Genomic DNA, 16,890 nt, shown 5'->3' with positions numbered 1-16,890 from the left:
GTTTTTGACCCGGCTTTTTGCCGGGTCTTTTTTTTGGCTCTTCAGGCTAATGAAGATCTTTGATGCCGGGGATGATAGCAAAAGTGTTTCAGGGCGTGAACGTCCATTACAAATCTTTGCGAAATCAGCACTTGAGAATCAATATCATCTAGCCTACGCTATTTCCGCATCACGGAGGATGCCCCCGCCCGCCTGCACGGAGCTGCCCATGAATCGTTTGCCATCACCGATCGAGCCCCAGGCCTGTGCCCGTGATCAGGCTGGCGAATATCAGCGGCTTTACGCCCTCAAACGTCTGCCCAGGCGCGTGCAGCAAGTGTTTCTGCTCAACCGACTTGATCAGTTGGATTACGCCACGATCGCCAAGCGCCTTGACCTGCCTGTGCTCAGTATCGAACGCAACATGCACCTAGCCCTGCAGGCCGTGCAGCCAGGCGCAGATGCCAACGCCCGGGTAGCCGGGCAATGGTACGTGCGGCTGCAGAGCCCTGATGTGACAGCCTGCGAGCGCATCGATTTTCGCCGCTGGCTGGATGCGGCACCCGAGCACCTGCAAGCCTTCCATGAAACCGAATTGCGCTGGCGCAGCCTGCTGGCACCGGCGCGAGCGTTGGGGCTCGATGGCTGGTATCGCCAAGGGCGGACGGCGATTTCTTTAGGTGGGTGTTCGTTGGCGATGGGCATCGGTGTGGCGGCGCTGATGTTGTTAGGGTTTTGGGCCTGAGCCAGTGTGTCGCCCCGCACAAGCTCTATCCCTCGCGTTCCACAGCCAATAGTGATCACAGTCAACCCCGCAGCACACACCTCTGACCTTCAGGCGGTGTACAGTACCCTCACAACAAGTCTTGAGGAGCCGCACATGACCGTGACGCTGTCCCCCCTGCAAATCGACTGCGATTTCGATTCCGGCAACATCCAGGTAATTGATGCCAGCAATCCGGCCCAAGTACACCTGGCCATCCGCCCTGACACCAACAGCGGGCATTTCCAATGGTTCCACTTCAAGGTCAGCGGCCTGACGCCGGGGCAGGCCCATCGCTTCAGCCTGGACAACGCCGGCCAGTCGTCCTACCAGAACGCCTGGAGCGGCTACAACGCTGTGGCCTCCTACGACCAGCAGCGCTGGTTCCGGGTGCCAAGCCAGTTCGATGGCAAGGCGCTGGCGTTCGAGATCAAGGCTGAGCAGGAGCAGATCTGGTTCGCGTATTTCGAGCCCTACCCCCGCGCCCGCCACAACCAGTTGATCGAACGTGCCCAGCAGATTGCAGGCGTGGAGCTGCTTGCCCATGGGCGCAGCGTGCAAGGCAGGGATATTCCCCTGTTGCGCGCCGGCGATGGCGCACCTGGCAAACGCAAGCTCTGGCTGATCGCTCAACAACATCCGGGCGAACATATGGCCGAGTGGTTCATGGAAGGCGTTATCGACCAGTTGCAGGCCAATGACTCGACGGTTCAGAAGCTACTGGAAAAGGCCGACTTGTACCTGATCCCGAACATGAACCCCGATGGCGCTTTCCTCGGCCACCTGCGCACGAACTTCAAGGGCAAGGACCTGAACCGGGCTTGGCAGGATGCCAGTGTCGAGCTCAGCCCAGAGGTATTCTTCGCCCAGGCGCAAATGAAGCAGTACGGAGTGGATGCGTTCATCGATGTGCATGGCGACGAGGAAATCCCCCATGTGTTCGTGGCGGCATGCGAAGGCAACCCGGGCTACTCACCGCGACTGGCCAAGCTCGAAGATCAGTTCCGCACGACATTGTGCAGCGTGACCCAGGACTTCCAGACCGCACATGGCTACAGCCGTGACGAGCCCGGCCAGGCGAATACCTCGCTGGCGTGCAATGCCGTAGGCATGGCCCATGACTGTCTGTCACTGACCCTGGAGATGCCTTTCAAGGATCACGATGACGCACCGGACCCGGTGGCCGGTTGGTCGGGTGCAAGATCCAAGCGATTGGCGGGTGCGGTGCTTGAGACATTGGCGAGCATGGTGGACGGACTACGCTGATACGCTCAGAGTCACGCTCAGGTTGCGAGGACACTGGGCGTGGCGTAATCGAGAATGCTCACCACAATTGTAGGATCCGCTGCATGGGTACTTGCAACTCACGCCCTCAAAGGTTGTAGCTGATTTCTTTTTTTAAGCCGCGAGCAAATTCGCCCCTGTTTCAGAAGCAGGTTTTCCCCTATCGGTAAGCAAACCTTCTTTTCGAATAGGAATGTTTGCATGCCGCTTAAGTTGAAATTTCATCAGCCCGCACTTCAATCCCTCAGCGAGCAGGATCGACAACTGTTCGAGCAATATGGCAGCGGCGTTGTAGCCGAAATCCCTTACCAGAACGTTCATCACGGCTTCGCCGACATGGCCAGGTCACAGCCCCACATTTGTGCCGCCCGGCACGGCGGGCAAATGATCACCTACGGGGAGCTCGACGCCAAAGCGAATGCGTTGGCCAGCCACCTGATTGGCCTTGGGGTCCAGCAGGGGGATGCGGTAGGCCTGTTCCTGAGGCGGTCGATCGACATGCTGGTGGGGCTGCTCGGCATCCTCAAATGCGGCGCGGCCTACGTGCCAGTGGACATAGGCACCACGCCGCCGCGGCTTGTCGCACAGGTGATCGAGGCAGCCCAGGTTCGCCTTGTTCTGACCCAGGCTTGCCACCTCGCGCTGATCCCCGAGGGGGTTGAGTGTCAAGTCATCGAGACGGCGTACCAGACCTCAGCGCCAGCGATACGCGCGCCAATGGTGTCGGGCCAGGCAACCTGCTTCATCCTATTCACCTCCGGCACCACAGGCATCCCAAATGGTGTCAAAGTCAGCCACGCGAATGTCTGCAACTTGCTATTCAGCGCCCCAGGAAACCTCGGCATAGCACCCGGCGACCGCGTCGGCCAGATCCTGCATATCGGCTTTGATATGGCGGCTTGGGAAATCCTCGGCTGCCTCTGTCACGGTGGCACGTTGCTGATTCGCGAAGCGGACATTGCTGCGACGGCGCAGCACTGCAGCATCCTGATCGCCACCCCCTCCATCCTGGCGCGTCTGGATCCGGCCCTTTGCCCCCATATCAAGACCGTCGCCGTAGCGGGCGAGCCTTGCCCGCCTTCACTGGCGGAGCGCTGGGCGGCCTACTGCAGCTTCCACAACAGCTGTGGCCCCACCGAAACCACGATCGTCAACACCATGGTCCGCTACCGCGCTGCAAGCATGTTGACTATTGGCAAGCCAACGCCGAACAACTCGGTCTACATTCTGGACGAGCACGGGGTTCCTTGTGCGATCGGCGACGTCGGCGAGATGTGGGCAGGCGGAGCTGGCGTCAGCCAGGGATACGTCAACAATGCCCTGCTGACGGAACAACGCTATCGTCCTGACCCTTTTTTGGGCGGCACCATGTTCCGCACCCGCGACCTGGGACGCTGGACTGCCACGGGTGAACTCGAACACTTGGGCCGCTGCGATGACCAAGTCAAAGTGCGCGGGTTTCGCGTTGAGCTAGATGCCGTTGCTGCGGCGCTCGAGAGCCTACCTGGCTGCAATCGCGCAGCAGCCTTGAAACTCGATGACCGTCAACTGGTGGCGTTCGCTAGCCCCATGTGTTTGGACATTGAGCAAGCATTGCTGCGTTGCCGCGAGCGCCTGCCCTACTACGCCGTGCCCACGCGCCTGACCTTGCTCGAAGAGCTTCCGCTCACGGGTCGCGGCAAGATCGACCGCGCCGTACTGCGTGAGCTGCTGGCTGCGGCGCAGGTGACACCATGAATGCGCCCGTATCGAACGATTCATTCTCCAGAGCACCGAGCCGCTGGCGCCAACTGGTTAGTCACCCCGATCTTGCTCACTACCAACGCTTGTTCGCACTGGTGCTGGCCTGCAACTTCGCCGTGTTTTGCGCGCTGCACTGGGCTTGGCCGGTGCCCTCGGCAACGTTGCAGCATCTGCTGGATCTGAGCTTGGCGAATCTGGCGCTGGCGATCGTGATTCGTCAACAGCGGGTCATCAACCTGCTTTTTGGGTTGGTGCTGCGTGCACCCTTGCATTGGCCGTTGTGGCTGCGCCGCAACCTGGCAAAGGTCTACCATTTTGGCGGTTTGCATAGCGCTGCGGCAGTGGCAGCCACAGCCTGGTTCACCCTTTATGCCTGGGGGCTGAGCAGCCAAGCCTGGTATGGCGAGCCAGTGTCTCTGGTACTGCTGAGCAGCACCGCTGCCCTGGTGGTGCTGACCGCGTCATTATGCGTCATGGCCCTGCCGCAAATTCGCAGCCGCTGGCATGATCGCTTCGAACAGGTTCACCGGCTTGGTGGTTGGAGCGCGTTGCTTCTGCTGTGGGTTCAAAGCCTGGTCAGTTACCGACAAGGGGTGCCCGACGCGCATTGGAGCCTGTGGCTGCAAACACCGACAGCTTGGTTACTCTGCCTGCTGACTGCTTGCATCATCGCCCCCTGGTTGCAATTGCGCAAAGTACCGGTGAGGTTCGACAAACCGAGTAGCCACGCGCTCGTGGCTCATTTCGATCATGGTGTAACGCCGTTTGCCGGATCCTCTACCAGCATCAGCCATCACCCACTCGGGCAGTGGCATGCCTTCGCCAATATACCCACGCCCGGACGCAGTGGCTTTCGCCTGGTCATTTCACGCGCGGGCGACTGGACAGGGCGGTTGATCGACAGCCCTCCCTCGCACGTGTGGGTAAAAGGGGTGCCCACAGCTGGAGTCGCGCGAGTCGAAAGGCTGTTCAGCTCGGTGCTATATGTGGCAACGGGTAGCGGTATTGGGCCGGTCTTGCCACATTTGCTCGCAGGCCAAGTACCCTGTCGCCTGCTGTGGGTCACGCGCAACCCTGTGGCAACGTATGGACAGGAGCTGGTCGATGAAGTGCTCTGGGCACAACCCCATGCGCAGATCTGGGACAGCGACCAGCACGGCAAACCCGACTTACTGGCCCTGACCCTCGCAACCTTGCGCAACCACCCTGCGCAAGCCGTGATATGCATTGCCAACCAGGCCATAACTCGCAATCTGGTACAGCAGTTGGAGCTCAAGGGTATACCTGCCTACGGCGCCATATGGGACTCATGAGCCTAGAACGCAACGTCCAGGATCACGTTGTCCAGGTAGCTGCCCGCAGGCGGTGTGGCCTGGTCGGTGTAGACCCTGGCGTTGTAGTTGAAAACCTGGCTGCCCGTGCCGGTACCGTTTCCAGGGTTGACATCGGCATCGCTGCTTGAACGCCGGGCGGTGCCCAGCGAGCCCCAGCGCACCGCCCCGGCACTTTTGAAGATGTCGTAGGCCAGGAAGTTGCCCGCCGCGGACTTCATTCGCCGTCGCCCGCCCGAAGCATTTTCACCATCGTTCAAACCGACCGTGTAAGCACTGCCCTTGGTGCAGGACAGGCTCAGGCTCTGGCTTACGTTTGCGAACCCGGCGACCACTGGGGCACTGGCGAAGTTGATGGCAGGGGTAGTGATCTGGCAGTCATTGGTAACGGTCAGGCTGACGGTCATCGTTTGGGTACCATTGCCGATATCGCGGCCCAGGCAAACCCCCAAGGCACCGATGCCGGAGCAGTAGTTCCAGCTCCAAGCGACGGTCAGGGTTTCCTGATAGAGCCCGGCCGCTACGTTACTGCCGATCTGTGTCTTCAGGTACAGCGGCACCGCCTTGGGGGTGGTCCCGCTCAACAACCCCAGCGCGTCGAGGATGCCGTTACGGGCGAAGTCGAACGCCACCCCGCGGGTGATCGGGTAGCTGGTGCTGTTGTCAGCGTACAGCGTGTAGGGAATGACATCGCCGGTCGGGCCGACCAGCCCATTGGTGGCCGAGGTGATGGTGGCATAGAAGTGGTCCCCGGAACTGAGCAAGGTGAGCAAGGAGCCGGTGCACTGCAACCCGGAGTTTGTACTCGAGGCATTCTGTACCGTAGTGCGTACCAGGGTCGAGTTGACGGAGCCGAACGCCGCAGGCGTGGCGGCCACCGAGGCGCACAGCGCCCACGCCGAGCCCATGGGAAGCAGCACGAGCAAACTGCACAACAGGCGCTTCATCTGCACACCAGCGGACCAATCAGCGGTATCGACCCGGCCGATTCCGGTAGATCGAATTCCACCTGGCACGGCCCGCCGCCCTGCACTGTCACCTGCAGGCGGTTATGTGGCGACAAGTTTTCCAGGTACACCAGGCCATCCCAACCGACTACCGCCTGACTGCCACTTTCCTGATGGCTGACCTTGCTGCCCAGTTTGAGCGGTTGCTGGTTGCCGTCGACCAGTTCGATGCTCGCTGCAAGCACTTGCCTGAGCGGGAACTCCAGCAGGTAGCCGCTGCCACGGCGCACCGCTACCCGCTGCTCGACCTCTGGGGCAAGTACATCGGGAGGCAAGCCCATCGGGTCGATTTCATATTTGCCGCGGTAGTAGCCACTGCTGTAGGGCACCAGCAGATGGCCGTTGCGATCGGTGCGGCCTATATCCTGATTTTCGTACCTCACTGGCACATCGGCGTAACCGTTGGTGCTGACCACCACGAAGGCGTCATCGATTTGGTTGGCTGCGAAAACCCCAGCGTCCATCCACACCAGCGAGCCGCTGGCATCGGCCCAGCGGGTCATCTCCCCGCTGCTGCCATACACCCCGGCCTGCAGCTGCACCGACTGCAGGCGCCAAGTAACATCGGCCTGGCGGTAGGCATCGCGATCACCGCCTGCATAGCCAAGGTTGTAGCCAACGCCCCCACCAACGGGTACTGCACGGCTATAGTTGACCCTTTGCGTGCTCTGCCCTTGCTTGCTGCGCTCCATGCTCACCGCCAGCGTGCTGCCAAAGTCGAACGGGATCACCAGTTGCGCCTGCACCGCCCACTGGCTGTCAGTTACTTCGCGGTTGGCCGACAGGTAAAGGCTGCTGTTGCCCCACAGTGGCTTGCTCCAACTCAGGTTGATGAGCCGGGTGCGAGTGCCGTCACCGGCACGCACGTCGAAATACCCGGCACCGACGCTGCCAAAGCGATCCAGGTTCACACTCAGGGTTGCTTGCTCGCTGCTCTGGCTCAGCAGCATATAGGGCGTGTCTACCCGGGTCAGGTCGGCATAGTCGCCATGGCGTTGCAAACGCTGGTAGTTGAAGCCCAAGCGCTGGCTGTTGTATTGGTATCCAACGGCGACCTGATGGCCTTTCTCGCCTTCGAACTGGCTTTGCGCCAAAGCTGCGTTGAGCACGCCGAACGTGCCCAGGCGCATGTTGCCGCCCACGCCCCCAAGCACCAGCGAATCGGCGGCCTCTGCATGGGTTTCCAAGGTGAACGTGTCGCTCAGGCCATGGCGCAGGCTGGCCGAAGCCACCCCGCCGCCATAGCCGAAATCCTTCACGCCATAGTCACGCCGCAAGCTACCGGCAGCCAGCGAAAAATCAGAAAGCCCCTTTTGCAGGAGGCTGCTGGTGACGTAAAAAGGCAAGGTGGTGGACACCTGCCGACCCAGGGCATCGGTGGTCACCACCACCGCCTCGCCCGCGCCGTTGATGAATGGCACGTTGGTCAGTGTATAAGGGCCAGGCTGCAATTCGGTGGTGCTGGACTTGTAGCCGTTGATGAACAGATCCAGCGAAGTCGGCACTGCCGCTTCACCGGCAAATGCCGGTAATGGGTAGGTAATCAGGTCGGGACGCGCGCCAAAGTCTCGAGACACCTGCAGGCCACCGACCCGCACCGAGCTGCTCCAAGGCAATGCCCCGGTGACCAAGTCGCCCGCGTCCAGGGTGAGCAGGCGCTGCTCGTCGGTGAAGCGCCAGGTGGTGTCGTAACGCAGGTAGCCTTGGCGGCCATTGGCCCGCTGCGCGCCATCGAACGACTGGCGCCATCGGCCGGTAGTCGACAAAGTGCCCCAGCTATCGAAAAGGCGAAGCTCATTCCACGCCGCCAGGTCGGTGCCACCGTCGTCGGTGTCGTTCAGGTACAGGTCATAGTTGAACAAAGCCCCAAAGCTGCTGCGCGCTTCGCTGGCTGGATACAGCCCGCGCTCGCCCACTTGCTGGTCAGGAAGCCAGCCGGGCGGCACCTGTAAAAGCAGCCGTTGGGTCTGGCTATCGTAATCGGCATGCAGCCCCGGCACAGCGTCAAGCGCCACCTCGCCCTGGGGATCACCCGGCAGCGCGACGCCTGCGCTGCGCAGCACTTCGCTTTGCAGGTAAAGGCGCCCGGCACGTTGCTCCACCGCAACCAGCTCAGCCCTGGGCATCTGGTTCACCAACAGGTCCAGGTACAGCGTCGCATCGCTGACCACCGCCGTTTCGCTGGGCGGGGGCGGCAGGTCGTCGGCCGCCGCCAGACCGGGGCCGAACAAGGCCAACCCCATGCACCAACGGCGCGAAGCCCGCAACAGGCTGCTCACACATGGACTCCGCCCATTGCCAGGTCCTCCATGGCCCTTGCCTTTCATACAGCAGTCGACTCATTGCCCTTGCCGAATCGCTTCGGCCGCTGCCTGGCCGTTCACCCTCCCCTTGATCGCGCCGCCAGGCGTCGCCGCAAACGGCGCAGGCCAACGCATGCTGGCGCCTGGCAACACATAGCCGAGCAGGCCTTCGGCTATGGGCTGGGCTTTGCCACCTTGCTGCAATACCACATCGGTCAAACGCGCATGCACGGGACCGGTGTTGCGCAGTTCAACGTAAGGCTTGCCTTGAACCGTGACCGGGCGCCAGCTCAGCTGTGGCTTGCCGACGCCGTCAGCGTTGCGCTTGCCGTCTGGGTCGGCCTTGCCCCATAGCCCTTCGCCATATACGAACAGCGGCACTGAGTACCGCATCTGCAGGCGAATGGCTGCCGTAGTACCTTGGCCGGTAGTGTCAGCCGGCAAGGGCGTGGGGATTTCGTCAATGATGATGCGATAGGACTGCTCTTGGCCCACCGGGGACGTACCCGTGCGGGTTAGGCGAATCAGTTGCTTCTGCCCTGGCGCAATGGTGGCTACTGGTGGGCTGCCGATAATCTCGCGCTGGGCCTGATACTGGTCCTGATACTCACCCTGGCGCCAGGCGAACACCCGCACCTGCAAGCTGGCAGGCGCCGAACCACGGTTTTCCAGCCACAATGCCCCGGCTTTCTGGTCAGCTTCCAGTACCGGGTCGATCGGCCAGATCAACACCGATGTAGCGGCCCTGACCGGCAGGCTCGCCAAGAGTGTCAGGCCCAACACACCTTGCGCCCACTTTGCCCACACCCCCATACAGCTCTCCTTGGCTTGTTGTTCCAGGCCCCTGCGGCTTCACCAGGTGACCGTGACTTGCACGACATCGGTGTAGGTCCCAGCCGGTAAATTGCCCGGCAACTGGGTGCGGCCATACACCGGCAACTTGATGGCAGCCGCGTCGGCGTAATTCACCGTCACGCTCTGGCCGATACCCAAAGCCTGGCTGTAGGCCGCGTCCCGATACAACTGATAGGCAAGCACCTGTGTGCCGCCGCTGCGCTTGAGGTTGCGCGTGCCGCTGGCACTGTTGAGGCCGCCATCGAGGCTCATGCTCATAGCCACCCCCGGCGTGCATTGGAACGTTACTGTGGTCCCGCCCATCGAGGTACTGAGGATGCCGGTGGACAACGCCGATTGCGTGCCATAGTCGAGCACCCCGTAGCTGGTCACTGCGCCCACCACCAAGCAGCCAGCCACGATTTGCGCACTCACCTGAAAACTACTGGTAGTAGCTGCATCCAGCGGCGCGGCCGACAACAGGCCAGCGCCGATCAGGCACCCGCCGAGCCACCTGCCCATGGTTCAGAACGACAACTCGACAGCAACAGTGTCGGTATAGGTACCGGCCGGCAAACCGGCTTTGCCCCGGGCCTGGCCGTACAGGTTGACGGTTTGCGCAACGCCGGTACTGGTTGGCAGGGCAATGGTGCCGTCGATGGCCAACAGCGTGGTGCGCCCAGCGTCGGTATAGAAGTCATAAGGCACGTAGTTGCCGGCACCGTCGGCCAACGCACGGGTGCCCCCAGTGGACTGACCATCATGTGCTCCGGCGCGGACTTTGATCACCGGCACTGTGCCAGCTGAGCAGAGGATGCTCATGGCTGCGCCGCCGCCACCCAATACCTGGCCGTTGACCGTCGAAAACAGGGCATCGGCAGTGCCGAAATTCAGGGTGCCGAAGTTCAACCCCGTGGTGCCTGTACTGCCGTTGACCTGGCACGCCGCGGTCAGCGTCAGCGTGGAACTGATGGTGCCGGTCACGGTGGCGGCTTGGGCGTGAACTGCCGCAACCAGGCCGAAGCAGGCGAGCATGCAGCGGGTGAAAGTCGTTCGCATCGGAGTCTCCTTGCGTCGTCTACCAGTCCAGGGTCACTCTCAAGGTGTCGCGGTACAGCCCGGCCGGGAGTGCGCGGGGTTGCGCCACCACTACGCCGAAAATCGGTATGGGAATCTGCTCGGTACTGCTGATGGTGAAGGCTCGGGCCTCGCCGATGCCGTAGCGACTATTGCCACCTGGGTCTGTGGCCAGCTGATAGGGAATGGTTTCGCGGCCGTTGCTGAGCCGGCGCACGCCATCGTCGCCATTGAGGCCGCCATTGATCCGCACGTTGAATGCCCGCACCTCGGGCGTGCAGCTGATCTGCAGGCTGCCTTCGGCACCCGCTTCGTCAACCCGGCTGCGTAGTGGCGTATCCCAATTCGGGCCGCGTTCACCAAAATCCATCAGGCCAGGGTTGCTCAATGTGGCTGGCGGCTGATCGCCGCTGTTGACCTGGCAGGCGGCGCTGATCACCAAGCGCGCTTGGATGAACCCAGTGGCGGTGCCATGCGCCACACCGCTAGGTAGCAACAGCGGGCCAAGACCCAAAAGCAGAAGCGAAGTGCGGTTCATGACATGACATCCCTGTACATGTTGGCCTCGCTACCAAGTGACGGTAACTTTGAGTAGGTCGGTGTACTGCCCGGCGCGGGGTACCCATGCCAGGTTGTCGATCCGCGCGTATAGTGGCAACTCGACGGTACCCGTATCTGGCACCCGTGCTGCATTGGGCTCATCGACGCTCACAGGCTCACGCCAGGCGGCATCGCGAAACAACCGGTAAGGGATCGGCTTGGCCTGCGCGTCTTCGCTGGCGAGAAAGCGCAACTCACCAGCACCACCATGCTGGCCACCGTCGACACGTACCTGATAGAGCGTGTCGGGGTTGCACTCCAGCCGTGGCGGGCGCTGGGTAAGCAATGCACCGCTGAGCGGGGCGTTCTTGCCGTCCAGGCGCGATGCGACCCCCAAGTCGATCAACCCCAGGGCCTGAGCGCCCGCATCGCGCTGCTGGGCAACCAGCATGCAGCCACGCTGCACCAGTACCCGTACCTCGACATGGAAATCCGCCGCCATGGCACTGCTGCTCAACAGCAGGCCAAACAGCGCGGCTATCAAGCGTTCCGTCACTGGATTGTTCCTGTTTCCCTATCGTGTAGTTGAGCGTAGCAGCAGGAGGCTAAACGGTGGTGGCTAGACGCCACTCTTTGCGACTAAACCCAAAGCGCTATACCGCCACCAAGAAATTTTGTGCCCCGCCGAACCCCTGATCTTTCAGTCCCTCCAATAAGCATGAAGCGGTAAAGCGCCGCATATTCTGTTACCGTGCTCTGTGGCCAATACTTGGCTGATACCGCATGCGTCATGCATGGAAGAAACATCACAGGAGCGTCCATTGATGACTGCAGACACTGCCCTCGCCGCTGCTGTCGAGCGCTGCGCACAAGAACCGATCCAGGTGCCCGGCAGCATCCAGCCCCACGGCTTTCTTCTGGTGCTGGACGAGCAAGACCTGCGCGTGCTTCAAGCCAGCGAGAACGCCGAACAATGGCTAGGCGTTCCGGCGCAGGAGTTGGTCGGTCATCGCTTCGCCGATGTCGTCAGTGACAGTTTCGATCTGCGCTCCCATCTTCAGCGCTTATCCATCGATGAGCCCTTTCCGTTTCATATCGGCGATGTGTCCCTGCGCCATGGGGCTCCTTGCAATGAAGCGCTACGCCTGCTCGCCCACCGCCATGACCAGGTACTGATCGCCGAGTTCGAACCTTTTCGCCAGCCTGCTGGCCTGGCCGACCAGAGCGACTACTACCCTCTGGTCCGTGGATTCGTCAGCAGCCTGCACAATGCAGACACCCTCGAGCAATTGCTGCATGAGTGTGTCGTACAGGTCAAACGCATAACCGGCTTTGGTCGGGTCAAGGCCTACCGTTTCGACGCCGAGGGCAATGGCCAGGTCCTGGCGGAACAGGCTGACGAGGGTTATCCACGGTACCTGGGCCTGCACTTCCCGGCTGCCGACATCCCCCGCCAGGCCCGGGAGCTGTATCGGGTAAGTCGCATCCGCGTGATCGAGGATGCCAATTACCAAGCTTCAGCACTGCTACCAGCCCTCAACCCGCGCACTGGCAAGGCCCTGGACATGAGCTTTGCCGCGCTGCGTAGCGTTTCGCCCGTGCACCTGCAGTACATGCGCAACATGGGCACGCTTGCATCAATGTCGCTTTCGATCGTGGTGGATGGCCAGCTCTGGGGACTCATTTCCTGCCATCACGCGCAGCCACGGCCAGTGGAATTTCGCACTCGCACCGCCTGCGAACTGTTGGCCAGCGTGTTATCGCTGCAGATCGAAACACGCGAATCTCACGCCAATACCAGCCGGTTACTGGAGCTGCGTCAGCACATCGTAAGCATGATCTCATCGATGGCCGATCACGACAGTGTCAGTGATGGCTTGCGTGAACTACCCGAGGTGCTACTGGAGTTCGCCGGAGCCAACGGCGCCGCAGTTATCAGTGCTGAACGTTGCGACCTGATCGGCCAAACGCCGCCGGCAGCGCAAGTCAACGCCCTGGTGCACTGGCTGGGCCAACGCGACGGCCTAACCGTTTTTCATACCGACAACGTGCGCCGCGACATTGATGAGCTCCCCGAGCTTGCAGCCCACGCCGGGGGCGTACTGGCGGTGGCCATCTCGCAGATCCATTCGCATTACCTTGTCTGGTTCCGCCCCGAGCAGGTGCGCACAGTTCAATGGGCCGGGCGTCCGGACAAGCAAATTGGCCCACAAGGCGCACTGAATCCGCGGCATAGTTTTGAGCGCTGGCAGGAGCAGATCAGTGGTTATTCCCAGCCGTGGTCCCCACAGATACTGGAAGGCGTGCTCGAACTGCGGACCTCGGTTCTGGGCATCGTTCTGCGCAAAGCCGAGGAAATGGCGCAAATGGCCAATGAGCTACGCCGCTCGAACAAGGAACTTGAAGCCTTTTCCTACAGCGTGTCCCACGACCTACGCGCGCCATTACGGCATATCGCCGGCTATACCGAATTGCTTGGCGAAATCGAAGGCCAGCATTTGAGTGAACGTGGCACCCGTTTTCTCAAGCACATCGAAGAGGCTGCGCATTTTGCTGGCAGCCTGGTCGACAACCTGCTCAACTTTTCCCAGATGGGTCGCTCGGCCCTGCGCCTGGCGGATGTTGACCTCAATGCCCTGGTCGACACCATTCGCCAGGAGCTTGCGCCTGATTACGAAGGCCGCGAGATCATCTGGGACATAGCACCGCTGCCCAAAGTGATCGCCGACCCGGCCTTCATCAACCTGGCGTTGCATAACCTGATCGCCAACGCGATCAAATATACCCGTGGCCGTGAGCCTGCACACATCGAGATGCGTGCCTACCAGCACGCTAGCGAAACCGAGATCAGCATCCGAGACAATGGTGTAGGATTCGATATGGCCTACGCCAACAAACTGTTCGGGGTGTTCCAACGTTTGCACCGTATGGAAGACTTCGAAGGCACCGGAATCGGCCTGGCCAGTGTGCGGCGGATCATCGAGCGTCATGATGGGCGAGTCTGGGCCGAAGGCCAGGTCGACCAGGGCGCTAGCTTCCACTTCACACTGCCCCGTCACCCGGCAACTACCTGAGGCACTTTATTAACATGCTCAAGCCCATCCTGCTGGTCGAAGACAACCCCCGGGACCTGGAGCTGACGCTCCTGGCCCTGGAGCGCAGCCAGTTGGCCAACGAGGTCATCGTCCTGCGTGACGGTGCCGATGCCCTCGATTACCTGTTACGCCGCAACGCCTACATCGACCGCGACGACGGCAACCCCGCCGTTCTGCTGCTGGACCTGAAACTGCCGAAAATCGATGGCCTGGAAGTACTCAAAGCCGTACGCAACACGCCTGAACTTCGCAGTATTCCGACGGTAATGCTGACTTCTTCGAGAGAAGAGCCGGACCTGCTGCGTGCCTACGAGCTTGGCGTCAACGCCTACGTGGTCAAACCAGTGGAGTTCAAAGAGTTCGTCGCGGCGATTTCCGACCTGGGCATATTCTGGGCGGTGCTCAATGAGCCGCCACCCGGCTCCCTGCGCCTTAACCGCCGTGGCAGCCACTGAGGCGCGCTTACAGATGTTGTCCAAACCGCTGAAATTGTTGATGGTCGAAGACAGCTCGATGGATGCCGAGCTGACCCTAATGCGCCTGGAACGCAGCGGGCTGCAGGTGCAGTCGCAACTGGTGTTCGACCACATTGGCGTCGAGCAAGCCCTGCATCAGGCCAGCTTCGACCTGATCCTGTGCGACTGCGTGCTGCCCGGCTCCTCCGGCACCGATGTGTTGGCCATCGCCCAACGCCTGGCCCCTGACACCCCGTTCATCTTCCTTTCGGGCATCTACGGGGAAGAACATGCGGTGGAGATGATCCGCCTGGGCGCTACCGATTATGTCTTGAAGAAAAACTTGCCGCTGCTGCCCAAGGCCGTGCGTCGGGCCCTCACCGAAGTGCATGAACGCCAGCGCCGGCGCTACGCCGAAGAAGCCTTGGCCGATGTCGAAGCGCGCGCGCGCATCGCCATCGATGCCGCTGGCATGGGCACTTGGGATTTGCGCCCACAGCAAGGGCTGCTGGTCTGGGATAATCGCTGCAAGGCTCTGTTCGGTTTGCCGCCCGAAACCGAAATGGACCTGGATGTGTTCTATGCCGGTATCTACCACGAAGACCTGGCTAAAGTGCGCGAAGCCGTGGAGCAGGCCATGCGCCCGGACAGCGACGGGATATACCGGGTCGAGTTCCGTACCGCCGAGCCCAACGGTATGGAGCCGCGCTGGCTGCTCAGCAGCGGCCAGGCCCAGTTTTACGACGGGCAGTGCACGCGATTTTCTGGGGTGCTCCAGGACATTCACACTCAGCGCCAGGCAACCCAGGCGCTAAAGCAGCTCAACGAAATGCTGGGCGAGCGCGTCGAGCGCCGTACCCGCGAACGGGACCGCGCCTGGGAGTTGTCCCAGGACCTGCTTGCCGTGCTCAACAAAGACCTGACGCCTGTAGCGCTCAACCCAGCCTGGGAAGCCAGCCTGGGCTTTTCTCGCGAGCGCCTGAGCCAGGCCTCGCTGCTGAACCTGCTGCCAGACGCAGACCAGCAAGCATTGCTCAGCGAGCTGGGTGCTCTTGCGCACGGGCGCACTAGTGCGCGGTTCGTTGGTCGCATTCAGCACGCCGGAGGCCAGTTGCGTTGGCTGTCCTGGGTGGTGGTGCCGGAAGACACCTTGCTCTACGTGGTGGCTCGCGATATTACCAGCGAGCGAGAAAGCGCTTTGGGCCTTGCGCAAGCCAACACACGCCTGCGCGAGCAGATCACCGAGCGTGAACGCATCGAGGCGGCGCTGCAGCAGATGCAACGGCTTGAGGCTGTCGGTCAGCTGACCGCAGGTGTGGCCCACGACTTCAACAATCTGCTCACGGTCATTCTCACTGGAGCCAGCTTCCTTGAACGCGATCTGGCCAAGGCGGATGTCGACAAGGCTCGTAGCCGCCTGACGCATATCCGCGAAGCCGGGGAGCGCGGTGCCAAGCTGACGTCGCAACTGCTCGCCTTTTCCCGTCGCCAGCGCCTGGAACCGGTGCCGTTGAACCTCAATCGTACTTTGACCGGCCTGGAAGAACTGTTAAGCCGCACCTTGGGTGGCAACATCCTGGTACGCCTGGACCTTGATCACAGCCTATGGCACGCGCTGACCGACCCCACCCAGACCGAGATGATCATTCTCAACCTGGCGATCAACGCACGTGACGCCATGCCCGAAGGTGGTCAATTGACCCTGTCGACTCGCAACACGCGGGTCAAGGCTCGTCCTCACCGCCCCGAAGACCCGGAACCGGGCGAGTATGTGATGCTGAGCATTCGCGATACAGGCTGTGGCATGAGCGAGGAGGTGTTGGCCAAGGTGTTCGAGCCTTTCTTCACCACCAAGGATATCGGCAAAGGCTCTGGGCTTGGGTTAGCTCAGGTATTTGGCTTTGCCAAGCAATCCGGGGGCGGAGTGCGCATTGATACCGAGCCGGGCCATGGTACCCAAGTTGCTGTTTATCTACCGGCAGTGAAGCACGAAGTCGATGCAGACCCTGCCCCGCAAGCCATCAGCCAACCGATCGATGACAGCGGACGGGACCGCACAGTGTTGCTGGTAGACGACGATCACTTGGTGCGCGACATGCTCGGTGACGTGTTACGCCAGTATGGCTACGAGGTCCGCCAGGCGCACAGTGGGGAACAGGCGTTGGCCCTGCTGGACGACGATATCGACCTGCTGCTGACCGACTTTGCCATGCCCGAATTCAACGGCGGACAATTGGCTCTGGCGGCGCGCGAACGGCACCCGCAGTTGCCGGTGGTATTTCTGACTGGGTATGCAGAGCTCGAAGGACTTGAGCTGCCTGGCAGCCTGGTGCTGCAGAAGCCGGTGCAGGCGGATGAGCTTGCCAGGGTACTCAGCGACGTGCTGCGCCTGAACCCGTAGCTTTGCGATAAAAACTGGCTGGCTTGCTGGGGGGCGACTGCACCCCAGCTGCCAACGGTGCCGAACAGCGCAAACGCA

Annotated in this window: 14 protein-coding genes; 7 read left to right on the top strand and 7 right to left on the bottom strand. The window is 61.4% G+C overall.

Annotation, left to right across the window (positions count from 1 at the left end; translation table 11 throughout):
• Positions 1-208 precede the first annotated feature (208 nt).
• The 4 genes from ACK59H_RS15955 (at position 209) to ACK59H_RS15940 (ending at position 5,082) form a co-directional block, all read left to right on the top strand.
• Positions 209-724 carry a DUF4880 domain-containing protein gene (locus ACK59H_RS15955; RefSeq protein ID WP_060476817.1) on the top strand — a complete coding sequence of 172 codons (516 nt, stop codon included), beginning with the start codon at positions 209-211 and terminating at the stop codon, positions 722-724.
• A gap of 135 nt (positions 725-859) precedes the next feature.
• Positions 860-2,008: a M14-type cytosolic carboxypeptidase gene (locus ACK59H_RS15950; protein WP_060476816.1), complete on the top strand. Its 1,149-nt coding sequence runs from the start codon at positions 860-862 to the stop codon at positions 2,006-2,008.
• Positions 2,009-2,227: 219 nt separating this feature from the next.
• Complete coding sequence (locus ACK59H_RS15945; protein WP_060476815.1) at positions 2,228-3,763, top strand: amino acid adenylation domain-containing protein; 1,536 nt, start codon at positions 2,228-2,230, stop codon at positions 3,761-3,763.
• The gene (locus ACK59H_RS15940; RefSeq protein ID WP_060476814.1) at positions 3,760-5,082 is read left to right on the top strand and encodes a hypothetical protein; all 1,323 of its coding nucleotides are present in this window, start codon (positions 3,760-3,762) and stop codon (positions 5,080-5,082) included. Before ACK59H_RS15945 ends, ACK59H_RS15940 begins: the two co-directional genes overlap by 4 nt.
• 2 nt (positions 5,083-5,084) lie before the next feature.
• On the opposite strand, the gene ACK59H_RS15935 is transcribed toward ACK59H_RS15940, so the two are convergent.
• From ACK59H_RS15935 to ACK59H_RS15905, 7 genes are all read right to left on the bottom strand, one after another.
• Positions 5,085-6,047 carry a spore coat U domain-containing protein gene (locus ACK59H_RS15935; RefSeq protein WP_060476813.1) on the bottom strand — a complete coding sequence of 321 codons (963 nt, stop codon included), beginning with the start codon at positions 6,045-6,047 and terminating at the stop codon, positions 5,085-5,087.
• Positions 6,044-8,350, bottom strand: a complete 2,307-nt coding sequence (locus ACK59H_RS15930; protein ID WP_060476841.1) for a fimbria/pilus outer membrane usher protein — start codon at positions 8,348-8,350, stop codon at positions 6,044-6,046. The genes ACK59H_RS15935 and ACK59H_RS15930 overlap by 4 nt, the downstream gene beginning before the upstream one ends.
• 96 nt (positions 8,351-8,446) lie before the next feature.
• A complete protein-coding gene (locus ACK59H_RS15925) occupies positions 8,447-9,223 on the bottom strand; it encodes a molecular chaperone (protein ID WP_060476812.1) in 777 nt (258 codons plus the stop codon).
• Between the two features lie 39 nt (positions 9,224-9,262).
• Positions 9,263-9,766 (bottom strand): spore coat U domain-containing protein, encoded by a 504-nt coding sequence (locus ACK59H_RS15920; RefSeq protein ID WP_060476811.1) that lies wholly within the window; start codon positions 9,764-9,766, stop codon positions 9,263-9,265.
• Positions 9,767-9,769: 3 nt separating this feature from the next.
• Complete coding sequence (locus ACK59H_RS15915) at positions 9,770-10,303, bottom strand: spore coat protein U domain-containing protein (protein ID WP_060476810.1); 534 nt, start codon at positions 10,301-10,303, stop codon at positions 9,770-9,772.
• Positions 10,304-10,322: 19 nt separating this feature from the next.
• Positions 10,323-10,859, bottom strand: coding sequence for a spore coat U domain-containing protein (locus ACK59H_RS15910; RefSeq protein ID WP_060476809.1), 537 nt, complete (start codon positions 10,857-10,859; stop codon positions 10,323-10,325).
• A 30-nt stretch (positions 10,860-10,889) separates the two neighbouring features.
• A complete protein-coding gene (locus ACK59H_RS15905; RefSeq protein ID WP_060476808.1) occupies positions 10,890-11,417 on the bottom strand; it encodes a spore coat U domain-containing protein in 528 nt (175 codons plus the stop codon).
• Positions 11,418-11,685: 268 nt separating this feature from the next.
• On the opposite strand from ACK59H_RS15905, the gene ACK59H_RS15900 reads away from it, so the two are divergent.
• From ACK59H_RS15900 to ACK59H_RS15890, 3 genes are read left to right on the top strand one after another with little or no spacing between them, the layout of a single operon-like run.
• The gene (locus ACK59H_RS15900; RefSeq protein WP_261745251.1) at positions 11,686-13,935 is read left to right on the top strand and encodes an ATP-binding protein; all 2,250 of its coding nucleotides are present in this window, start codon (positions 11,686-11,688) and stop codon (positions 13,933-13,935) included.
• Positions 13,936-13,949: 14 nt separating this feature from the next.
• Positions 13,950-14,411: a response regulator gene (locus ACK59H_RS15895; RefSeq protein ID WP_060476807.1), complete on the top strand. Its 462-nt coding sequence runs from the start codon at positions 13,950-13,952 to the stop codon at positions 14,409-14,411.
• A 13-nt stretch (positions 14,412-14,424) separates the two neighbouring features.
• Positions 14,425-16,812, top strand: coding sequence for a hybrid sensor histidine kinase/response regulator (locus ACK59H_RS15890; RefSeq protein WP_261745250.1), 2,388 nt, complete (start codon positions 14,425-14,427; stop codon positions 16,810-16,812).
• The last annotated feature ends 78 nt before the right edge of the window (positions 16,813-16,890 follow it).

The organism is Pseudomonas sp. KCJK9000 (assembly GCF_046230725.1).
GTDB classification, from domain to species: domain Bacteria; phylum Pseudomonadota; class Gammaproteobacteria; order Pseudomonadales; family Pseudomonadaceae; genus Aquipseudomonas; species Aquipseudomonas promysalinigenes.
Note: the sequence above shows the minus strand (reverse complement) of the source record. Positions and strands in the feature narration are given on the sequence as shown.

Bases quoted from the DNA above. Each gene is read 5' to 3' on its own strand.
- ACK59H_RS15955 (WP_060476817.1), top strand. From the start codon at position 209: ATGAATCGTTTGCCATCACCGATCGAGCCCCAGGCCTGTGCCCGTGAT.
- ACK59H_RS15950 (WP_060476816.1), top strand. From the start codon at position 860: ATGACCGTGACGCTGTCCCCCCTGCAAATCGACTGCGATTTCGATTCC.
- ACK59H_RS15920 (WP_060476811.1), bottom strand. From the start codon at position 9,766: ATGGGCAGGTGGCTCGGCGGGTGCCTGATCGGCGCTGGCCTGTTGTCG.
- ACK59H_RS15890 (WP_261745250.1), top strand. From the start codon at position 14,425: ATGTTGTCCAAACCGCTGAAATTGTTGATGGTCGAAGACAGCTCGATG.
- ACK59H_RS15925 (WP_060476812.1), bottom strand. From the start codon at position 9,223: ATGGGGGTGTGGGCAAAGTGGGCGCAAGGTGTGTTGGGCCTGACACTC.
- ACK59H_RS15935 (WP_060476813.1), bottom strand. From the start codon at position 6,047: ATGAAGCGCCTGTTGTGCAGTTTGCTCGTGCTGCTTCCCATGGGCTCG.
- ACK59H_RS15945 (WP_060476815.1), top strand. From the start codon at position 2,228: ATGCCGCTTAAGTTGAAATTTCATCAGCCCGCACTTCAATCCCTCAGC.
- ACK59H_RS15900 (WP_261745251.1), top strand. From the start codon at position 11,686: ATGACTGCAGACACTGCCCTCGCCGCTGCTGTCGAGCGCTGCGCACAA.
- ACK59H_RS15895 (WP_060476807.1), top strand. From the start codon at position 13,950: ATGCTCAAGCCCATCCTGCTGGTCGAAGACAACCCCCGGGACCTGGAG.
- ACK59H_RS15940 (WP_060476814.1), top strand. From the start codon at position 3,760: ATGAATGCGCCCGTATCGAACGATTCATTCTCCAGAGCACCGAGCCGC.
- ACK59H_RS15930 (WP_060476841.1), bottom strand. From the start codon at position 8,350: ATGGGGTTGGCCTTGTTCGGCCCCGGTCTGGCGGCGGCCGACGACCTG.
- ACK59H_RS15915 (WP_060476810.1), bottom strand. From the start codon at position 10,303: ATGCGAACGACTTTCACCCGCTGCATGCTCGCCTGCTTCGGCCTGGTT.
- ACK59H_RS15910 (WP_060476809.1), bottom strand. From the start codon at position 10,859: ATGAACCGCACTTCGCTTCTGCTTTTGGGTCTTGGCCCGCTGTTGCTA.